We start from the raw sequence: 19,683 nt of genomic DNA, 5'->3' as shown, positions 1-19,683 counted from the left end.
TATGAAAGTGAGTGGTCCAAAAATGGATTTATTATCAATAAAGGACCCATCCTTTTTAAAAAGGATGTCGAATAAAGAGTTGGAGGCTTTAAGTCAGGATATTCGCCAATTCCTAGTGGAAAAGCTATCTGTCACAGGAGGTCATATTGGACCAAATCTCGGTGTAGTAGAATTAACCATTGCTTTACATAAATGTTTTGACAGCCCAAAAGATAAAATTATTTGGGATGTTGGTCATCAATCCTATGTTCATAAAATTTTAACTGGCAGGGCATGTGATTTTGATTCCTTGAGACAGTTTAAAGGACTTTGTGGTTTCCCAAAACGGATTGAAAGCGAGCATGATGTTTGGGAAACAGGCCACAGTTCTACATCACTTTCAGCGGCAATGGGGATGGCAATTGCCAGGGATTTAAAAAAAGAAAAATCCTTTGTCGTACCGGTGATTGGGGATGGTGCTTTAACAGGAGGAATGGCATTAGAAGCCTTAAATCATATTGGTCATGAGAAGAAAGATATGATCGTTATATTAAACGATAATGAAATGTCAATTGCTCCTAATGTGGGTGCCCTTCATAATATTTTAGGCCAATTACGCACTGCAGGAAAATATCAATGGGTTAAAGATGAATTAGAAATATTATTGAAAAAAGTACCTGCTGTAGGAGGTAAATTGGCAGCAACTGCAGAACGGGTTAAGGATAGCCTTAAGTATTTAGTGGTTTCGGGCATGTTTTTTGAAGAGCTAGGGTTTACCTATTTAGGCCCGATTGATGGTCATAACTTTGACGATTTATTTGAGAACTTAAGTTACGCAAAAAAGACGAAAGGCCCTGTTCTCCTTCATGTAATTACAAAGAAGGGAAAAGGGTATCAACCTGCAGAAAGCGATAAAACAGGTACATGGCACGGAACAGGTCCATATAAAATGGATACTGGTGATTTTGTTAAACCAGCTAAAAAGCAGCCGCCTGCATGGAGTAGTTTAGTAAGTGAAACAGTCCGAAAGCTGGCGCGCAGCGACGAACGAATTGTGGCGATTACTCCAGCCATGCCGGTTGGTTCGAAGCTCGAAGGTTTTGCCGGTGAGTTCCCTGACCGAATGTATGATGTTGGGATCGCCGAACAGCATGCTGCAACAGTAGCTGCAGGATTAGCAACGCAAAACATGAAGCCATTTTTAGCTATTTACTCTACATTTTTACAACGGGCCTATGACCAGGTTGTCCATGATATTTGCCGGCAAAATTTAAATGTTTTTATTGGAATTGACCGTGCAGGTTTAGTTGGTGCAGATGGTGAAACACACCAAGGTGTATTTGATATTGCCTTTTTAAGGCATGTACCCAATATCGTCCTCATGATGCCAAAAGACGAAAATGAAGGACAGCATATGATATATACTGCCATGGAATATAATGATGGCCCAATCGCGATGAGATTCCCGCGCGGCAATGGAATTGGTGTCCCTATGGATGAGAAATTTCGAAACATTCCTATTGGTACATGGGAGGTTTTAAAAGACGGTGATGATGCGGCTATTTTAACTTTTGGTACAACGATTCCGATGGCCATGGAAGCAGCCTTGGCTCTAGAAAAGCAAGGTATTTCAGTAAGGGTTGTAAATGCCCGGTTTATAAAGCCGCTAGATGAAAAAATGTTGACCAGCCTATTAGAAAAAAATATCCCGCTTCTCACAATTGAGGAGGCCGTTTTACAAGGAGGATTTGGTAGTGCCGTTCTTGAATACGCTCAGACCCAAGGATTTTATCACACACAAATAGACCGAATTGGAATCCCAGACCAATTTATTGAACATGGTGATGTAGGCTCCCTTCTTCAAGAGATTGGCTTAACGACGGAAGAAGTAATCAAAAGGACTTCCATTCTGGCAAGGAAAAAACAGCAAAGGGCTTAAAAAATGAAAAATAAAGAAAGATTAGACGTGTTACTCGTGGAAAGAGGTTTAATTGAGACGAGGGAAAAGGCAAAAAGAGCTATTATGGCAGGGCTAGTATATTCAAATGAAGAGCGGTTAGATAAACCTGGTGAAAAGGTAAAAGTTGATATTCCGCTAAATATAAAGGGGAATATGCTCCCTTATGTCAGCCGTGGAGGATTAAAGCTTGAAAAGGCACTAAAGGTTTTTGAAGTAAATATCGTAGAAAAAGTTTTATTAGACATTGGTGCTTCAACTGGGGGGTTTACCGATTGTGCACTGCAAAATGGAGCGAAAATGTCATATGCCTTAGATGTAGGATACAATCAGCTTGCTTGGAAGCTAAGACAAGATGAACGCGTTGTGGTGATGGAAAGAACAAATTTCCGCTACGTAACACCTGCAGACTTAGGCGGTGAAATGCCGAACTTTGCTACGATTGATGTTTCATTTATCTCCTTAACCTTAATATTGCCTGTGTTAAAAACAATTCTAATACCTGGAAGTGATATTATTGCCCTTATAAAGCCGCAATTCGAGGCAGGACGTGAACAGGTTGGTAAAAAAGGGATTGTTCGGGATGAAAAAGTGCATTTACAAGTAATAGAAAAAATAATTAATTTTTCTATTGAGCAAGGATTCACTATAACAAATTTGTCTTATTCACCTATTACCGGCGGTGATGGAAATATTGAGTTCTTACTTCATCTTAAATGGGAAGGTGACCGAGAAGCAGGGGTTTTTCAATTACCAGTCAGTCCATCTGAAGTTGTAAATGAATCACATAAAGAATTTCATACGAAACAAAACTAAAAAGGATGGGCAATGCCTATCCTTTTATTGCATGTACATGTATTTTTATTAAGAATAAATGTACAAGTTTGGAAATATCGGCTAACATATGGATAGATACAACATTATAGTACAAAATACTCTAATGTTTTTATGACTATGAGGTGAAAAAATGAATAAAGGTCAACGCCATATAAAAATTAGAGAAATTATTGCCAGCAATGATATTGAAACACAGGATGAGTTAGTGGATGAGCTTAAAAATGCAGGCTATAATATAACGCAGGCCACAGTGTCACGAGATATTAAAGAACTGCATCTTGTTAAAGTTCCATTAATTGATGGCCGTTATAAGTACAGCTTGCCTGCAGACCAAAGATTTAATCCATTACAAAAATTAAAAAGATCATTAATCGATGCGTTTGTTAGAATTGATTCAGCTGGTCATTTGCTCGTTATGAAATGCCTGCCTGGTAATGCAATGGCAATTGGTGCATTAATCGACAACCTTGATTGGGAAGAAATATTAGGAACGATCTGTGGTGATGATACGATGTTAATTATTTGCCGAACACCGGAAGATACAGAAGTCATTTCAAATCGATTCCTTGACATGCTTTAATTTGGGGGAGAGTTTCTTGTTAGCAGAATTATCAATAAAAAATTTCGCCATTATCGAAGCCCTATCCATCTCTTTTGAAAAAGGATTGACCGTTTTAACCGGTGAAACAGGTGCCGGAAAGTCCATTATAATTGATGCGATTCATTTACTAGTAGGCGGAAGGGGATCAGCAGAATTCGTCCGTCACGGAGAAGAAAAGGCAGAAATAGAAGGTTTATTCCAACTAGATGACCCAAACCATCCAGTTATGATTAAAGCACTCGAATTTGGGATTGACATTGAAGAAGGAATGGTAGTTTTACGTCGAGATATTTCCAGAACAGGAAAAAGTGTTTGTCGTATAAACGGAAAATTGGTTACAATATCAACGCTTCGAGAAATTGGCGGCACCCTTGTTGATATCCATGGACAGCATGAGCATCAGGAATTGATGGATGAGACAAGACATTTACCATTGCTTGATCAATTCGGATCTGAAGAAATAAAAGATTCTCTCGACGAATACATACAGGTATTTCGACGATATGAGCATACATTACATAAGCTTAAACATTTGAGCGAAAATGATCAGCAAACAGCACATCGTCTAGATTTAATTCAATTTCAATTAGATGAGATTCAAAAGGCCGATTTAAAACCCCGTGAAGATGAAGAACTTTCCGAGGAAAAAAGAAAACTGGGTAATTTCGAACGTGTATTTGAAGCGATCCAATCAGGCTATACAGCCTTACATGGTGAACAGAAGGGGCTTGATTGGATTGGTATGGTCATGGGTTACCTTGAAGATGCTGCCACACTGGATTCGGCATATAAAGAAATATTTGAATCCATATCAAACAGCTTTTATCAATTGGAGGATGCAGCGCGCTCTTTAAGAAATGAATTAGATGTATTAGAGTACGATCCTGGGCGGTTAAATGAAATTGATGACCGATTAAATGAAATTAACCAATTAAAACGCAAATATGGCAAAACAATTGATGAAATAGTTGAATATGCGATAAAAATTGAAGAAGAAATTGAAACACTTCAAAATAAAGAAACGCATATTGGAGAATTGGAAAAAGAACTAAGTTCCATTCGAAAAGACTTAGTTCTTGAAGCTAAGCAATTAACCGAACTTCGTCATAAATGGGCTGAAAAGCTAACAAAATTAATCCATAAAGAACTAAAAGAATTGTATATGGCAAAAACGGTTTTTGATATTCGTTTTGAATCCGATCTTCAGCATTTTTCAAAAAATGGAGTCGACCATGTCGAATTTTATATTTCAACGAATCCAGGAGAACCATTGAAGCCATTATCAAAAGTTGCATCTGGAGGAGAATTATCACGAATCATGCTGGCCCTAAAGAGTATTTTTTCCAAGCATCAAGGAGTTACTTCCATTATTTTCGACGAAGTGGATACTGGTGTTAGTGGGAGGGTTGCCCAATCAATTGCAGAAAAAATCTATAAAGTTGCGTCAGGTTCACAGGTTATGTGTATATCCCATTTACCACAAGTGGCAGCAATGGCCGATACACATTTATTTATTGCCAAGATTATTAAAGGGGGAAGAACGAAAACATCTGTCACTCCTTTAGGTATTGAAGAAAAAATTAAAGAAATTGGCCGGATGATTTCTGGTGCAGAAATCACTGATTTAACGAAAAAACATGCAGAGGAATTACTTTATTTAGCTGAAGAAAATAAAAATCGGACTTTTACGGGTAGTTGACCCTAAAAATTTCTTTTTAGTGCCTTGAAAGTCTTATGTAGGAGTCATGCACACGTAAAAGCGGGAAAATTTGAAAAGCTATCCAATAAGGGTAGCTTTTTTATGTTTATACCAGTTATAAATGATTGTCAAGGAGGCAAAATTATAGATGTAGCCATTTAAATGTAGTGAAAAGAAGCGAGGAGAGTGAAAAGTTTGAAGTTAGAAATAATTAGAAAGATTATTGGTGGAATTCTCCTTGTTTCATTAATTAGCCTAATTTTTTTTCAGCCTTTACAGCGATACCTAGCAATACCAAAAAACATTACAGTTTTTGAAGGACAGAATTACACATTCCAAAAGGCTGCCCCGGTATCAGCCAAATTCAATTCTCAAAAATCGAATATCACACTTGATCAGGATAAACATTCGGTATCAGTGATAGCAACTGAAAAAGGCAAAAATGAAGTGCTTTTAGAATATGCAGGTATCCCTATTAAAAAGGTCGATGTACATGTCTTAAATGATTTTAGAGTTATACCTGGCGGTCAATCAATCGGTGTTAAGTTAAATACTGTAGGCGTTTTGGTTGTTGGCCACCATTTAATTAATACCGTTAATGGGAAAAAGTCCCCCGGTGAACTTGCAGGAATAAAAATTGGAGATATTATCACAGAAATTAATGGAAACAAAATTGAAAAAATGACTGATGTTGCACCATTTGTGCAAACAGCAGGACAAGATGGTAAAGCCCTCGATATGGTAATAAATCGAGAAAGCGGCAAATTCACCACTAAACTTACTCCATTAAAAGATAAAGGGGAAAACACCTATAAACTGGGTTTATATATAAGAGATTCAGCTGCTGGAATTGGGACAATGACCTTTGTACATCCACAATCTAAAAAATATGGTGCCCTTGGACATGTAATTTCAGACATGGATACAAAACAGCCAATTGTGGTTGAAGATGGCCAGATAGTTCGTTCTACGGTAACATCCATAGAAAAGGGAAGTCATGGAGATCCTGGTGAAAAGCTTGCCCATTTTTCTTCAGATCGTGAAGTTGTTGGTAATATTCAAAAAAACAGTCCGTTCGGTATTTTTGGTGAATTAAATAAAGAGTTAAAAAATGGTGTCCTGGATAAACCACTGCCAATAGCTTTATCCCATCAAGTAAAAGAAGGACCAGCGAAAATTTTAACAGTGGTAAATAATGACCAAGTTGAAGAATTTAATATCGAAATTGTTAGCACAATTCCGCAAAAATTTCCAGCTACAAAGGGTATGGTTATAAAAGTAACAGATCCTAAGCTCCTCGAAAAGACAGGTGGAATTGTTCAAGGCATGAGTGGAAGTCCGATCATTCAAGATGGAAAGCTGATTGGAGCCGTTACACATGTTTTTGTCAATGATCCTACCTCAGGATATGGGGTGCATATCGAGTGGATGCTAAATGAAGCTGGAATTAATATATACGAAACACCAAAAAATAAAGCGAGTTAAAATTGAAAAGCGGCAGCACCGTTTTAGTGAATTGCACTAGCTGATGGGTGCTGACCTAATAAACCTTTTAAGCAAAATAGGTATATTTCCCCTATTTTGCTTTTATTTTTTAAAAAAATAATTCGACAAAATTCAGTTATATTTTGGAAATAGTGCGAATTTAGTCGAAAAGGGAAGGAAAACAAAGAAAAGATAAGATTTTATCACTATTTTAAGAAATATTAAAAAAATGAGAGGAATTTTTGTTGCATTGTCGAATTTCTAATTTAGAATAGAATTAAGAGATAACAAATGATTAGAGCGTAAATGAAAATAGAGATCTGATCTGAATGAGGAGGAACTGGAATTGAAGAAGATAAGGGTTTGTGTGGTGGATGATAATAGGGAACTAGTTGGATTATTAGAGGACTATATTTCGTCCCAGGATGATATGGAAGTTGTAGGAATTGCTCATAATGGTCAGGAATGCTTGGATATGTTAGCAACAACCGACCCTGATGTACTTGTATTAGATATTATCATGCCACATCTGGACGGTTTGGCTGTGCTTGAGCGCTTACGCGAGATAAAAAAAGGCACACTTCCAAATGTCATTATGCTAACAGCTTTTGGCCAAGAAGATGTAACAAAAAAAGCCGTTGAACTTGGTGCCTCTTATTTTATCCTAAAACCATTTGATATGGAGAATCTTGGAAGCCATATAAGGCAAGTTAGCGGGAATACTAATACATTTTCTCGGAAGGCTCCTACAACAAGTTACCGGTCTCAATCAGAACAAAAACCGAAAAATTTAGATGCAAGTATTACAAGCATCATTCATGAAATTGGAGTTCCGGCGCATATTAAAGGCTATTTATATTTACGTGAAGCTATTTCTATGGTTTACAACGACATCGAGCTTTTAGGTTCAATCACAAAAGTGTTATACCCGGATATTGCTAAAAAATACAATACGACAGCAAGCCGTGTAGAACGGGCTATTCGTCATGCCATCGAAGTGGCATGGAGTCGCGGAAATATCGATTCTATTTCCAGCCTTTTTGGTTATACCGTTAGTATGTCAAAAGCAAAGCCAACAAATTCCGAATTTATCGCGATGGTTGCAGATAAATTACGACTTGAACATAAGGCCTCTTGAAAAGAACATTAAAATATATAAAAGCCTTCATTTCAATGAATGAGGGCTTTTTCTTTATATAGCTTATATGACTAGAAATCAATTTTTGTTTTCCTTCTCCAATTCCATTAGTTTTTGAATGAGAATATGTTGTGGCATATGCATAAGCTGTTCTATCGGTAAATTTAGTTTCTGAGATAGTTTTAGAGCTGTTTCGGGTGATAATTGTAAAGGTTTCATTTGATATTCCTCCATATTTAAAGTTGGGAAGTGAAATGATGACACAAATTTTCGCACATCGTGGTTACTCGGCTTCTTTTGCTGAAAATACTATGGGTGCTTTTATAGAAGCTGAAAAGGCAGGTGCAGATGGATTAGAACTTGATGCCCAATTGACAAAAGATGGTGAAATCGTTGTTATCCATGATGAAAAAGTGGATCGAACTACAAGTGGGACCGGCTTTGTTAAAGATTTTTTATATAAGGAAATAAGAAAACTAAATGCTAATAAAAAAGGTGTTAAAAAGGAAGTAATCCCTTCTTTAGTTGAAGTTTTTGAATGGATGAAAACAAATAAGCTGATTTGTAATATCGAACTTAAAAATGGCCTGATTCCATATGAAGGCATGGAAGAAAAGGTCCTTCAGCTTGTTCGTAAATATGGTCTAATGGACAGAATTATTATTTCCTCTTTTAATCACTATAGTATCGTCCATTGCTATAGGATTGCACCGGAAATTGAAACGGCTCCACTTTTTATTGAAGGAATTTATATGCCATGGATTTATGCACAGTCAATAAGAGCGAAGGGGATTCATCCAAAGCATTCGGCAATGTCAGATAACATTTTTATTAATACAATGGAAAATGGGATTGCTGTTCGTCCCTATACCGTTAATAAAGATTTCGATATGCACCGGCTCTTTAATATTAATTGCACAGCAATTATAACAGACGATCCAGTTAAGGCACTTCGAATAAGAAAACAATATGAAAAGAGACCATAATGGCCTCTTTTTTCGCCGAAAGGAAAGTAAACTTTCCTTTCAGGCATAAGTGCAACTACGCCTCTCTCTTCGCCCTTAGGACTCGCCAATCGGCGAGTTTTCTTTACTTTTTAAACCTTTCTTGAACTTTATTCCTTTTACGGTCCCGGCGAAAAATAAATCCAGCTACAAACCCTAGACCGCCAATAAATAAGAGTAAACCGACCAGGAATTGCAGCCAGAGATTTGGAAAAGGTGCTTGGAGAATTCCAAAAGTCATATCGCGCATTAATTTTATTCCAAAAGCAGCTAACGCACCTGGAATCACTAATATTAAGAGGGCTATAATACGTATCATAAATAAATCCTTCCGATATCAGTTTTCATATAGCAGTATATTTCAATTATAACTCATGAAAATATTATTACATAGATGAAAATTGTCAATGTTTGTGTTTAGATATAAAATAGTTATGAAGAAAATTGCATGTTTTATCTAAGATGGGATGAAAAAAATTTCTCGACTTAAAAAAGGGGTAGAAAAAATGCAAAACATTATGATTGTTGGTGCCGGAAAAGGAGGAACGGCAATCTTAAAAATTTTGAAAGAATCAGAAGTTCTAAAAGTCGATGTGGTTATTGATCGCAACCTAGATGCGCCAGGTGTTTTATTGGCTCAAGAAGAAGGAATTAAAACAGGAACAAACTGGAGACCCTTTCTTACTCAAGACATTGATATTATTATCGAGGTAACTGGGAATGACACCGTTTTTCAAGAATTGCGGGATGCTAAAAATAAGAAGACAATTTTAATTCCGGGTAGTGTTGCCTTCCTTGTTTCAAAATTAATGGAGGAAAAAGAAGAACTCGTCGCTAAGCACAAAAATGAATCTTATCAGCAGGAACTGATTTTCAATGCAGCAAATGATGGAATGTTGGTGATTGATAATCATGGAAAGGTGATTTTGTTTAACAAACGAGCAGAAGAAATAATGGGGATAAATAAAGAACATGCAATTGGAAGAGATGTTTTAGAAGTCATTCCAACAAGCAGGCTTCCAATTATTCTTGAAACAAGGAGAGTAGAAGCAAACCAAGAAATGATATTGAGTAATGATCGAAAAATCATTACAACCCGGATTCCAATCATTGAAGAAAATGGAACATTAATGGGAGCCTTCGCAGTCTTTAAGGATATTACAGAAGTTGTGAATTTAGCAGAAGAAATCACCGATTTAAAGGAAATCCAAACCATGCTGCAAGCGATCATCCATTCAAGTGATGATGCCATTTCTGTTGTCGATGAGAATGGGCGGGGAATCCTTATTAATCCTGCATATACCCGTATTACCGGTCTTTCTCAAGAACAAGTAATTGGGCAGCATGCAACAGCAGATATCTCTGAAGGTGAAAGTATGCATATGAAGGTGCTGCAAACAAGGAGAGCTGTACGTGGCGTGCCGATGAGAGTAGGGTTAAATAAAAAAGAAGTAATTGTAAATGTCGCACCGATTATCGTTAAAGGAAAATTAAAGGGCAGTGTTGGTGTCATTCATGATATGTCTGAAATGAAATCACTAAGCAGAGAATTAAACAGAGCCAGGCAGATTATCCGTACTCTTGAGGCTAAATACACCTTTGAGGATATAATTGGTCAATCTGAGGAAATGATGCTTGCAATTGAGCAGGCAAAGCTGGGAGCAAAAACACCTGCGACCGTCCTTCTCCGCGGAGAATCAGGAACAGGTAAAGAGTTATTTGCCCATGCGATACATAATGCAAGTGATCGGAAATACAACAAATTTATTCGCGTCAATTGTGCTGCTATTTCAGAAACATTATTAGAAAGTGAATTATTTGGTTATGAGGAAGGGGCCTTTTCCGGGGCCATCCGTGGAGGTAAGCGGGGCCTTTTTGAAGAAGCGAATAATGGCAGTATCTTTCTTGATGAAATCGGGGAACTTTCTGCGAATACTCAGGCAAAGCTGCTAAGGGTACTGCAGGAAAACGAAATCATCAGGGTAGGCGGGACAAAGCCTGTCACAATTAATGTCAGGGTCATTGCAGCAACTAATGTTAATTTAGAAAAGGGTATTGCCAATGGTTCCTTTAGGGAAGACTTATATTATCGTTTAAATCGCATGCCGATTCAAATTCCACCGCTTAGAAAACGAAAAGAAGAGATTCCTGTTTTATGTGAGAGGCTTATTCAAAAAATAAATCGAGATTATGGCCGGAATGTTGAAGGGATTACGCAAGCCGCATTACTTCAATTATTTGGGTATGACTGGCCGGGAAACGTAAGAGAATTAGAAAATATTCTAGGCAGGGCAATAATTTTTATGAATTATTATGAGACATTCATCGATGTCCAACATTTACCAGAGATAAAAAATAAAAAAATTGGTAGTGAACCTTCCATAACAAATTCAAGTGATTCCTTCGGATTAGACCAATCATTATCAGAAATGCTGGAGGAATACGAAGCAAAAATTATTCAGCAAACACTTTTACGTTTAAACGGTAATAAAACCTTAACAGCCAAAACACTTGGCTTGTCTGTGAGAAATTTGTATTATAAACTCGAAAAATATAATCTTGAAAAAAATAGCACGCAATAAATTTCATGGTATGAAATATTTTTCAATATATCATCAAGAGAAATAAAACGTTTTCATAAAAAAGTTTTGGCACAGTTCTTGCATATAAATATATCGGAGTTGTAGTAAGAGGAGAAAGGGTTGATGACAACTTGTTGTTGGATTCACTTATAGAGAAAGCAACCCAGGAGGGCATAAATACGGTTGCAGTGGCCGCGGCTGAAGATGCTGAAGTCATCGAAGCTGTGCTCGATGCATTAGACCGAAATCTTGCTCATTTTATCCTGTTCGGTGATAAAGAAAAAATTATTACCCTCATCGAAATGAAAAAGCACAAACCAATTAACAGTAATACTATAAAAATTGTTGAAGCCGGGTCTATTGCCGCTGCCGCTGAATTAGCTGTTAAGGCTGTTTCTAACAAAGAGGCAAATGTTTTAATGAAAGGCAATATTCCAACTAATTTACTTTTAAAAGCTGTCCTGAATAAGGAATATGGCCTTAGAACAGGAAATGTTTTATCGCATGCTGCTTTTTTTGAAATTCCTGGTTACAATCATTTTACCATTGTAACGGACGCTGCTATGAATATTGCCCCTGATTTAGAACAAAAAGCACAAATAATTAAAAATGCTGTTTCATTAGCCAAGTCCGTTGGAATCGATACTCCAAAAGTGGCGCCTATCGCTGCTGTTGAGGTAGTAAATCCTGCAATGCAGGCAACTGTGGATGCGGCTGCATTAACAATGATGAATAAACGAGGGCAAATACCAGGCTGCATAGTGGATGGCCCTCTTGGCCTTGACAACGCAGTTTCAGCACTGGCAGCTGAACACAAAGGGATATCGAGTGAAGTCGCCGGAAAGGCTGATATTTTATTGGTACCTACGATTGAGGTTGGCAATGTATTATATAAATCATTAATTTATTTTGCCAAGGCAAAGGTGGGTGCCGTAATTGCTGGAGCTAAAGCACCTATTGTGTTAACATCTAGAGCTGATTCTGCTGAAAGTAAGCTTTATTCTCTTGCGTTAGCGTTATGCTGTATAAAAAAATAGATATTTAACATTCGAGGAGGAAATATTCATGGAAATCTTCAAGTACTTAGAAAAATATGATTATGAACAAGTGGTTTTCTGTCAAGATAAGCAGTCAGGATTAAAAGCGATTATTGCTATTCATGATACAACACTCGGTCCTGCATTAGGCGGTACCCGTATGTGGACATATGCATCAGAAGAAGCAGCCATTGAAGATGCCCTTCGCCTTGCGAAAGGAATGACGTATAAAAATGCAGCAGCAGGTTTAAATCTTGGCGGTGGTAAAACAGTTATCATTGGCGACCCTCGCAAAGATAAAAATGAAGAGATGTTTCGCGCATTTGGCCGTTACATCCAAGGGCTAAATGGTAGATACATTACAGCTGAAGATGTGGGTACAACTGTTGCTGATATGGATTTAATACACGAAGAAACAGATTATGTTACGGGAATATCTCCTGCATTTGGATCATCAGGCAATCCTTCTCCAGTAACAGCATTCGGTGTTTACCGTGGAATGAAAGCAGCAGCGAAAGAAGCCTTTGGATCTGATTCACTTGAAGGAAAAATAGTTGCAGTTCAAGGTGTTGGGAATGTAGCTTATACTCTTTGCCAATATTTACATGAAGAAGGCGCACAGTTGATTGTAACGGACATTAATAAAGAGGCTGTTAATCGAGCTGTAGAAGCGTTTGGTGCGCGTGCTGTAGATCCGGATGAAATTTATGGTGTCGAATGTGATATCTACGCTCCATGTGCTTTAGGAGCAACAATAAATGATGAAACAATCCCTCAATTAAGAGCAAAAGTAATTGCAGGTTCGGCTAACAATCAATTAAAAGATGCCCGCCACGGTGATATTATCCATGAAATGGGTATTGTGTATGCTCCGGATTACGTTATTAATGCCGGTGGGGTCATTAATGTTGCAGATGAGCTTTATGGCTACAACCAAGAACGGGCAATGAAAAAAGTGGAACAGCTCTATGCAACGATTGAAAAAGTTATCGAAATTTCAAAACGTGATGGCATTCCAACATACGTTGCCGCTGACCGGATGGCGGAAGAACGGATTGAAAGAATCCGCAATTCCAGAAGTCAATTCCTGCAAAATGGCCATCACATTCTAAGTCATAGAATTTCAAGATAAGCAAATTTTTTTCAAAAGAATGGCAGAGCGCTGAATAGAGATTCAGCGCGTTTGCCTTTAAATTAGATGTTTTTGTTAAATGGAGGTCACTACGTTGCCAGATAAAGAGTATCGGATTCTCATCATCAACCCAGGCTCAACATCTACCAAGATCGGAGTCTTCGATAATGAAATTTCCATTTTTGAAAAAACCATCCGCCATGAGTCTGAAAAAATAAATTCCTATGCAAATATAATTGATCAATATGAATTTAGAAAAAACACCATTTTGGAAACACTGGATAATGAAGGTATTAATATTTCTAAATTATCGGCTGTTTGTGGACGCGGTGGATTGCTGCGTCCGATTGAAGGAGGAACATATGCAGTTAATGATTCGATGTTAAATGATTTACGTTCTGGTTTTTCTGGTCAGCATGCATCGAATCTCGGAGGTATAATAGCCTACGAAATTGCCTCAGCCCTTAATATTCCGTCCTTTATTGTCGATCCGGTTGTTGTAGATGAACTTGACCCGATTGCAAGGATATCGGGCTTCTCCTTAATTGAGAGGAAAAGTATCTTCCATGCGTTAAACCAAAAAGCTGTCGCGAGGAGAGTCGCAAAGGAATTGGGAAAAAAATACAACGAATTAAATTTGATAATGACCCATATGGGTGGCGGAATTACCGTTGGTGTTCATAAAAAGGGTAAAGTTGTGGATGTCAACAATGGTTTACATGGTGACGGGCCTTTTAGCCCTGAGCGGGCTGGAACTGTTCCTGCAGGTGATTTAGTAGCACTCTGTTTTTCAGGTGAACATTATCGGGAAGAAATCATGAAAAGACTAGTTGGCCAAGGGGGTCTTGTTGGCTACCTAGGCACAAATGATGCAGTGAAAGTGGAACAGAGAATTGCAGATGGAGATCAAGAAGCAAAGCTTGTTTATGATGCCATGGCATATCAGGTTGCCAAGGAAATTGGGGCGGCAAGTGCTGTCCTTTCAGGCAAAGTGGATGCTATTGTCTTAACAGGCGGTCTTGCATATGGAAAAGGCTTTGTGAAATCGATCACCGATCGAATTAATTGGATTGCGGATGTTATAGTTCATCCGGGTGAAAATGAACTCCAAGCATTAGCTGAAGGAGCACTTCGTGTCTTGCGTGGTGAAGAAGAAGTAAAAGTATATCCAAGAAATTTTAAAACTGCAAAAATTTGAGGAAATAGAGGAGGTAACATAAGTGGCACAAGAATACGATTTGGTCATTCTTGGCGGTGGAACAGGCGGTTATGTAGCTGCCATTCGCGCCTCACAACTTGGCTTAAAAACTGCTATTGTTGAAAAAGGAAAACTAGGAGGCACATGTCTTCATAAAGGCTGTATCCCAAGTAAGGCACTTCTACGAAGTGCAGAGGTTTTTGCTACCGCGAAACATAGTAACGACTTTGGGGTTATTACTAGCGAAGTATCTTTAGATTTTGGTAAAGTACAAGAAAGAAAAAATAAAATTATCGACCAACTACATAAAGGTGTTCAGCATTTAATGAAGCAAGGGAAGATTGATGTGTATGAAGGACTTGGCCGGATTCTTGGCCCATCGATTTTTTCACCAATGCCAGGAACAATCTCGGTTGAAATGAACAATGGCGATGAAAACGAAATGCTGATACCTAAAAATGTAATTGTTGCAACTGGTTCAAGGCCAAGGACGCTTCCAGGACTTGAAATCGACGGAGATTATGTGATGTCTTCTGACGAAGCATTGCAGCTAGAAGCACTTCCAAGTTCAATTATTATTGTTGGAGGTGGGGTAATTGGCATCGAATGGGCATCCATGCTGTCTGATTTTGGAGTGGAGGTCACGGTTATAGAGTATGCCGATCGTATTATTCCTACAGAAGATAAGGAAATTTCAAAGGAAATGCAGCGATTGATGAAGAAAAAAGGAATTAAACTCGTAACAAGTGCTAAGGTTCTCCCTGAAACGCTTGTTAAGGATAACGGGGTTGCCATTTCTGCAGAGGTAAAAGGTGGAGTAAAAGAATTTAAAGCTGAAAAACTCCTAGTTTCTGTTGGCCGCCAGGCAAATACGGAAGGAATTGGACTTGAAAATACAGATATTCAAGTAGAACAAGGCTTTATTTCCGCAAATGAATTTTTCCAAACAAAAGAATCACATATATATGCGATTGGCGATGTAATAGGTGGATTGCAGTTGGCCCATGTTGCCTCACATGAGGGGATTGTTGCTGTCGAGCATATTGCTGGAAAAGACCCTTCACCATTTGATTATAATTTAGTTTCTAGATGTATTTATAGTAATCCAGAGGTGTCAAGCGTAGGAATAACAGAGGATCAGGCAAAAGAAAAAGGCCATAAGGTAAAGGTTGGTAAGTTCTCTTTCAGGGCTATTGGAAAGGCACTAGTTTTTGGAGAATCAGATGGATTTGTTAAAATTGTTGCAGATGAGGAAACCAATGATATTCTAGGGGTGCATATGATTGGTCCACATGTTACTGATATGATCACTGAAGCTGGTCTTGCTATGGTATTAGATGCGACACCATGGGAAATCGCTCACACGATCCATCCACACCCAACCTTGTCAGAAGCAATTGGTGAAGCTGCACTGGCCGTCGATGGGAAAGCGATTCATTCCTAAATAATGTTTTCTGAACAAATGGGAGGTAAGAATTATATGATAGAAAAGCGTCATGAAGCTTTAGGTTTAAGCGACGAAAAAGTGTTGGAAATATATGAAACGATGCTTTTGGCACGCCGCATTGATGAGCGGATGTGGTTATTGAACCGTGCCGGGAAAATACCATTCGTTATTTCATGTCAAGGTCAGGAAGCAGCTCAAGTAGGAGCAGCTTTTGCGTTAGATAAGGAAAAAGATTTTGTCCTTCCATATTATCGTGATATGGGTGTTGTGTTAACTTTTGGGATGACTCCGAAGGAACTGATGCTTTCAGGATTTGCCAAGGCTGAAGATCCAAATTCAGGCGGGCGGCAAATGCCAGGACACTTTGGTCAAAAGAAAAATCGGATTGTCACAGGTTCATCTCCGGTTACCACCCAAGTTCCGCATGCAGTAGGGGTTGCCCTTGCCGGAAAAATGGAAAGAAAAGACCTTGTTACCTTTGTTACCTTTGGTGAAGGTTCTTCTAACCAAGGCGATTTCCATGAGGGTGCGAACTTTGCCGGTGTGCATAAACTTCCGGTCATTTTCATGTGTGAAAATAATAAATATGCGATTTCCGTTCCAATTGAAAAACAATTAGGTTGTGAAAAGGTATCTGATCGGGCAATTGGTTATGGAATGCCAGGGTTTACAGTTGATGGGAATGATCCACTTGAGGTATATAAAGCTGTGAAAGAGGCTGCAGACCGTGGACGCCGCGGCGAAGGACCTACTTTAATTGAAACAGTTTCCTATCGTTTGACACCGCACTCTTCTGATGATGATGACCGTTCATACCGGGCTCCTGATGAAGTTGCCAAAGCAAAAACACAAGATCCAATCATCACATTTGGTGCATATTTAAAAGAAGCTGGTGTCATGAATGATGAATCAGAAAAAGTAATCAATGATCGCGTCATGATATTGGTAAATGAGGCCACTGATTATGCTGAAAATGCTCCGTATGCTGCACCTGAGGATGCATTGAAATATGTTTATGGGGATATGTAAGGGGGACGGAACATGGCAGTAATTTCTTATATTGATGCAGTAACAATGGCTATTCGTGAAGAAATGGAAAGAGATCCAAAGGTTTTTGTCCTTGGTGAAGATGTTGGAGTAAAAGGTGGCGTTTTTAAAGCTACTCAAGGCTTGTATGAGCAATTTGGCGAAGAAAGAGTGATTGATACACCACTCGCCGAATCCGCAATTGCGGGGGTAGGAATTGGTGCGGCTATGTATGGCATGCGTCCGATTGCTGAAATGCAATTTGCTGATTTTATCATGCCAGCAGTCAATCAAATTATTTCGGAAGCAGCAAAAATCCGTTACCGCTCGAATAATGACTGGAATTGTCCAATGGTTATACGGGCACCATACGGTGGCGGAGTTCATGGAGCACTTTATCATTCACAATCAGTTGAAGCAGTATTTGCCAACCAGCCTGGATTGAAAATTGTTATGCCTTCTACTCCTTATGATGTAAAAGGGCTATTGAAAGCAGCAATTCGTGATAATGATCCAGTGTTATTTTTCGAGCATAAACGTGCCTATCGTTTAATTAAAGGTGAGGTACCGACAGAAGATTATACGCTGCCAATCGGAAAAGCCGACGTCAAGCGTAAGGGAGAAGACATCACCGTTATTACGTATGGACTTTGTGTTCATTTTGCTCTCCAAGCTGCAGAAAAACTAGCAAAGGATGGAATCTCTGCACATATTCTAGATTTGCGAACCGTTTATCCCCTTGATAAGGAAGCGATTATTGAAGCAGCTTCGAAAACAGGTAAAGTTCTCCTTGTTACCGAGGATACAAAAGAAGGCAGCATTATGAGTGAAGTGTCTGCGATTATTGCTGAAAATTGCTTATTTGAGTTAGATGCTCCAATTATGCGTCTTGCTGGACCGGAAGTACCGGCAATGCCATATGCACCAACAATGGAAAAATTCTTTATGGTAAATCCTGATAAAGTGGAAAAAGCAATGCGCGAGCTTGCTGAGTACTAAGGAGGTTTGGAAAAAGTGGCAATAGAACAAATTAAAATGCCTCAATTAGGGGAAAGTGTAACCGAAGGTACAATCAGTAAGTGGTTAGTATCTGTCGGCGACAAAGTCAATAAATACGACCCCCTTGCAGAGGTAATGACAGATAAAGTGAACGCAGAAGTCCCATCCTCCTTTACAGGTGTGATTAAAGAATTAATTGCTGATGAAGGTGATACCTTAGCGGTGGGAGAAATTATTTGTACGATTGAGGTTGAAGGCGGCAATCCTGAGTCGGCACCTGCTGCAGTTACGAAGCAAGAGGCTTCAGCAGAAAATGCTACGGCAGATTCAAAAGCAGACCATGGAAACAAAGCCCGTTATTCACCAGCTGTTCTGAAAATTTCTCAAGAGCATGGCATTGATTTAACACAAGTATCAGGCACCGGTGCAGGTGGACGGATTACAAGAAAAGACCTCCTAAAATTAATTGAGTCAGGTAATATACCAGTAGCTGGACAAAAGGTAGAACCACAGAAAGAGCCAGCAGCCATCTCGGCTTCCAAACAAGAGGTAACGAAGTCTGTTTCCAGTCAGCCTGCTTCAACGCCAGCTGCACCTGCAGTGAATATTCCAGTTACCGCTGGAGATATTGAGATTCCGGTTACAGGTGTCAGAAAAGCAATTGCTGCAAATATGCTGCGCAGCAAGCATGAAGCACCGCATGCTTGGACAATGGTTGAAGTCGATGCAACGAATTTGGTTGAATATCGAGACTCTATCAAGGACGAGTTCAAGAAAAAAGAAGGCTTTAATTTAACTTTCTTCGCTTTCTTTGTGAAGGCAGTTGCGCAAGCCTTAAAAGAATTCCCGCAGATTAATTCGATGTGGGCCGGAGAAAAAATCATCCAAAAGAAGGATATCAATATTTCAATTGCGGTTGCTACAGATGATGCTTTATTTGTACCTGTTATTAAGAATGCAGATGAGAAAACAATTAAAGGAATTGCCCGTGAAATTTCAGAGCTTGCTGTAAAGGTTAGAACGGGGAAATTGAAGTCTGACGATATGCAGGGTGGAACATTCACAGTGAACAATACAGGTTCTTTTGGCTCTGTTCAGTCAATGGGGATCATTAATTACCCACAAGCTGCAATTCTGCAGGTGGAGTCCATTGTAAAGCGTCCGGTGATTATGAATAATGGCATGATTGCAGCTCGTGACATAGTGAATCTATGTATGTCCCTTGATCACAGAGTATTAGACGGACTTGTTTGCGGCCGATTCTTACAACGTGTGAAGGAAATATTAGAAAATACTTCAAAATCAACAACTTCAATATACTAAAGAAATCACCGCTGCAACTGATGCAGCGGTGATTTTTTTATAGTCGCCCGTAATGGTGAAAATTAAAGAAGTGCTGTATCCAATCGGGTAATTTGGAGGCCAAATCGGAGGAAATAGCGGGTGAAATGTACCCAATTGGAGTAATTGTCTACTAAAATAGAGAACAATCACTGAACCTAGTCACTACTTTTAAATGTTTGTAACTCTTAACTAATGACGGTTTTCATTGCCTGAATTGT

At 38.8% G+C, this 19,683-nt stretch carries 17 protein-coding genes; 15 read left to right on the top strand and 2 right to left on the bottom strand.

What is annotated here, in order from left to right:
• Positions 1 to 22 precede the first annotated feature (22 nt).
• From dxs to spo0A, 6 genes are all read left to right on the top strand, one after another.
• On the top strand, positions 23 to 1,918 hold the full coding sequence (dxs, locus tag QNH20_RS17985) for a 1-deoxy-D-xylulose-5-phosphate synthase (RefSeq protein ID WP_283919349.1): 1,896 nt from the start codon (positions 23 to 25) through the stop codon (positions 1,916 to 1,918).
• Positions 1,919 to 1,921: 3 nt separating this feature from the next.
• Positions 1,922 to 2,752 carry a TlyA family RNA methyltransferase gene (locus tag QNH20_RS17980; RefSeq protein WP_283919348.1) on the top strand — a complete coding sequence of 277 codons (831 nt, stop codon included), beginning with the start codon at positions 1,922 to 1,924 and terminating at the stop codon, positions 2,750 to 2,752.
• A 151-nt stretch (positions 2,753 to 2,903) separates the two neighbouring features.
• Positions 2,904 to 3,353 carry a transcriptional regulator AhrC/ArgR gene (ahrC, locus tag QNH20_RS17975; RefSeq protein ID WP_283919347.1) on the top strand — a complete coding sequence of 150 codons (450 nt, stop codon included), beginning with the start codon at positions 2,904 to 2,906 and terminating at the stop codon, positions 3,351 to 3,353.
• A gap of 16 nt (positions 3,354 to 3,369) precedes the next feature.
• Positions 3,370 to 5,073, top strand: coding sequence for a DNA repair protein RecN (gene recN / locus QNH20_RS17970; RefSeq protein ID WP_283919346.1), 1,704 nt, complete (start codon positions 3,370 to 3,372; stop codon positions 5,071 to 5,073).
• A gap of 195 nt (positions 5,074 to 5,268) precedes the next feature.
• The gene (spoIVB, locus tag QNH20_RS17965) at positions 5,269 to 6,558 is read left to right on the top strand and encodes a SpoIVB peptidase (RefSeq protein ID WP_283919345.1); all 1,290 of its coding nucleotides are present in this window, start codon (positions 5,269 to 5,271) and stop codon (positions 6,556 to 6,558) included.
• 346 nt (positions 6,559 to 6,904) lie between these two features.
• The gene (spo0A, locus tag QNH20_RS17960) at positions 6,905 to 7,696 is read left to right on the top strand and encodes a sporulation transcription factor Spo0A (protein ID WP_283919344.1); all 792 of its coding nucleotides are present in this window, start codon (positions 6,905 to 6,907) and stop codon (positions 7,694 to 7,696) included.
• Between the two features lie 78 nt (positions 7,697 to 7,774).
• Here the strand turns inward: spo0A and QNH20_RS17955 are convergent, their stop codons facing one another.
• Complete coding sequence (locus tag QNH20_RS17955) at positions 7,775 to 7,915, bottom strand: YycC family protein (protein ID WP_283919343.1); 141 nt, start codon at positions 7,913 to 7,915, stop codon at positions 7,775 to 7,777.
• Positions 7,916 to 7,953: 38 nt separating this feature from the next.
• Between QNH20_RS17955 and QNH20_RS17950 the strand changes: the two genes are divergently transcribed.
• A complete protein-coding gene (locus QNH20_RS17950) occupies positions 7,954 to 8,682 on the top strand; it encodes a glycerophosphodiester phosphodiesterase (protein ID WP_283923443.1) in 729 nt (242 codons plus the stop codon).
• Between the two features lie 103 nt (positions 8,683 to 8,785).
• Here the strand turns inward: QNH20_RS17950 and QNH20_RS17945 are convergent, their stop codons facing one another.
• Positions 8,786 to 9,019, bottom strand: coding sequence for a DUF2627 domain-containing protein (locus tag QNH20_RS17945; protein ID WP_283919342.1), 234 nt, complete (start codon positions 9,017 to 9,019; stop codon positions 8,786 to 8,788).
• 187 nt (positions 9,020 to 9,206) lie between these two features.
• On the opposite strand from QNH20_RS17945, the gene QNH20_RS17940 reads away from it, so the two are divergent.
• The 8 genes from QNH20_RS17940 to QNH20_RS17905 all read left to right on the top strand — a co-directional run bounded on the left by QNH20_RS17940 (position 9,207) and on the right by QNH20_RS17905 (position 19,444).
• Positions 9,207 to 11,282 (top strand): sigma-54 interaction domain-containing protein, encoded by a 2,076-nt coding sequence (locus QNH20_RS17940; protein WP_283919341.1) that lies wholly within the window; start codon positions 9,207 to 9,209, stop codon positions 11,280 to 11,282.
• 131 nt (positions 11,283 to 11,413) lie between these two features.
• The gene (yqiS, locus tag QNH20_RS17935) at positions 11,414 to 12,319 is read left to right on the top strand and encodes a phosphate butyryltransferase (RefSeq protein WP_283919340.1); all 906 of its coding nucleotides are present in this window, start codon (positions 11,414 to 11,416) and stop codon (positions 12,317 to 12,319) included.
• A 28-nt stretch (positions 12,320 to 12,347) separates the two neighbouring features.
• Entirely contained in the window at positions 12,348 to 13,451 is a 1,104-nt protein-coding gene (gene bcd, locus QNH20_RS17930) for a branched-chain amino acid dehydrogenase (protein WP_283919339.1), read from the top strand.
• Between the two features lie 79 nt (positions 13,452 to 13,530).
• Positions 13,531 to 14,649, top strand: a complete 1,119-nt coding sequence (buk, locus tag QNH20_RS17925) for a butyrate kinase (protein ID WP_481857987.1) — start codon at positions 13,531 to 13,533, stop codon at positions 14,647 to 14,649.
• 22 nt (positions 14,650 to 14,671) lie between these two features.
• The gene (gene lpdA, locus QNH20_RS17920) at positions 14,672 to 16,093 is read left to right on the top strand and encodes a dihydrolipoyl dehydrogenase (RefSeq protein ID WP_283919337.1); all 1,422 of its coding nucleotides are present in this window, start codon (positions 14,672 to 14,674) and stop codon (positions 16,091 to 16,093) included.
• Positions 16,094 to 16,129: 36 nt separating this feature from the next.
• On the top strand, positions 16,130 to 17,125 hold the full coding sequence (locus QNH20_RS17915) for a thiamine pyrophosphate-dependent dehydrogenase E1 component subunit alpha (RefSeq protein ID WP_283919336.1): 996 nt from the start codon (positions 16,130 to 16,132) through the stop codon (positions 17,123 to 17,125).
• Between the two features lie 12 nt (positions 17,126 to 17,137).
• A complete protein-coding gene (locus QNH20_RS17910) occupies positions 17,138 to 18,121 on the top strand; it encodes an alpha-ketoacid dehydrogenase subunit beta (protein ID WP_283919335.1) in 984 nt (327 codons plus the stop codon).
• A 15-nt stretch (positions 18,122 to 18,136) separates the two neighbouring features.
• A complete protein-coding gene (locus QNH20_RS17905) occupies positions 18,137 to 19,444 on the top strand; it encodes a dihydrolipoamide acetyltransferase family protein (RefSeq protein ID WP_283919334.1) in 1,308 nt (435 codons plus the stop codon).
• The last annotated feature ends 239 nt before the right edge of the window (positions 19,445 to 19,683 follow it).

The organism is Neobacillus sp. WH10, assembly GCF_030123405.1.
In the GTDB taxonomy this organism is placed as follows: Bacteria; Bacillota; Bacilli; order Bacillales; family Cytobacillaceae; genus Neobacillus.
The sequence above is the reverse complement of the archived record's forward strand: the minus strand, read 5'-3'. Positions and strand labels throughout refer to the sequence as shown.

What these genes read in the sequence shown, in the direction of transcription:
- dxs (WP_283919349.1), top strand. Translation starts at nt 23, where the DNA reads ATGGATTTATTATCAATAAAGGACCCATCCTTTTTAAAAAGGATGTCG.
- QNH20_RS17980 (WP_283919348.1), top strand. Translation starts at nt 1,922, where the DNA reads ATGAAAAATAAAGAAAGATTAGACGTGTTACTCGTGGAAAGAGGTTTA.
- ahrC (WP_283919347.1), top strand. Translation starts at nt 2,904, where the DNA reads ATGAATAAAGGTCAACGCCATATAAAAATTAGAGAAATTATTGCCAGC.
- QNH20_RS17955 (WP_283919343.1), bottom strand. Translation starts at nt 7,915, where the DNA reads ATGAAACCTTTACAATTATCACCCGAAACAGCTCTAAAACTATCTCAG.
- QNH20_RS17950 (WP_283923443.1), top strand. Translation starts at nt 7,954, where the DNA reads ATGACACAAATTTTCGCACATCGTGGTTACTCGGCTTCTTTTGCTGAA.
- QNH20_RS17945 (WP_283919342.1), bottom strand. Translation starts at nt 9,019, where the DNA reads ATGATACGTATTATAGCCCTCTTAATATTAGTGATTCCAGGTGCGTTA.
- QNH20_RS17940 (WP_283919341.1), top strand. Translation starts at nt 9,207, where the DNA reads ATGCAAAACATTATGATTGTTGGTGCCGGAAAAGGAGGAACGGCAATC.
- bcd (WP_283919339.1), top strand. Translation starts at nt 12,348, where the DNA reads ATGGAAATCTTCAAGTACTTAGAAAAATATGATTATGAACAAGTGGTT.
- buk (WP_481857987.1), top strand. Translation starts at nt 13,531, where the DNA reads ATGGAGGTCACTACGTTGCCAGATAAAGAGTATCGGATTCTCATCATC.
- QNH20_RS17915 (WP_283919336.1), top strand. Translation starts at nt 16,130, where the DNA reads ATGATAGAAAAGCGTCATGAAGCTTTAGGTTTAAGCGACGAAAAAGTG.
- QNH20_RS17910 (WP_283919335.1), top strand. Translation starts at nt 17,138, where the DNA reads ATGGCAGTAATTTCTTATATTGATGCAGTAACAATGGCTATTCGTGAA.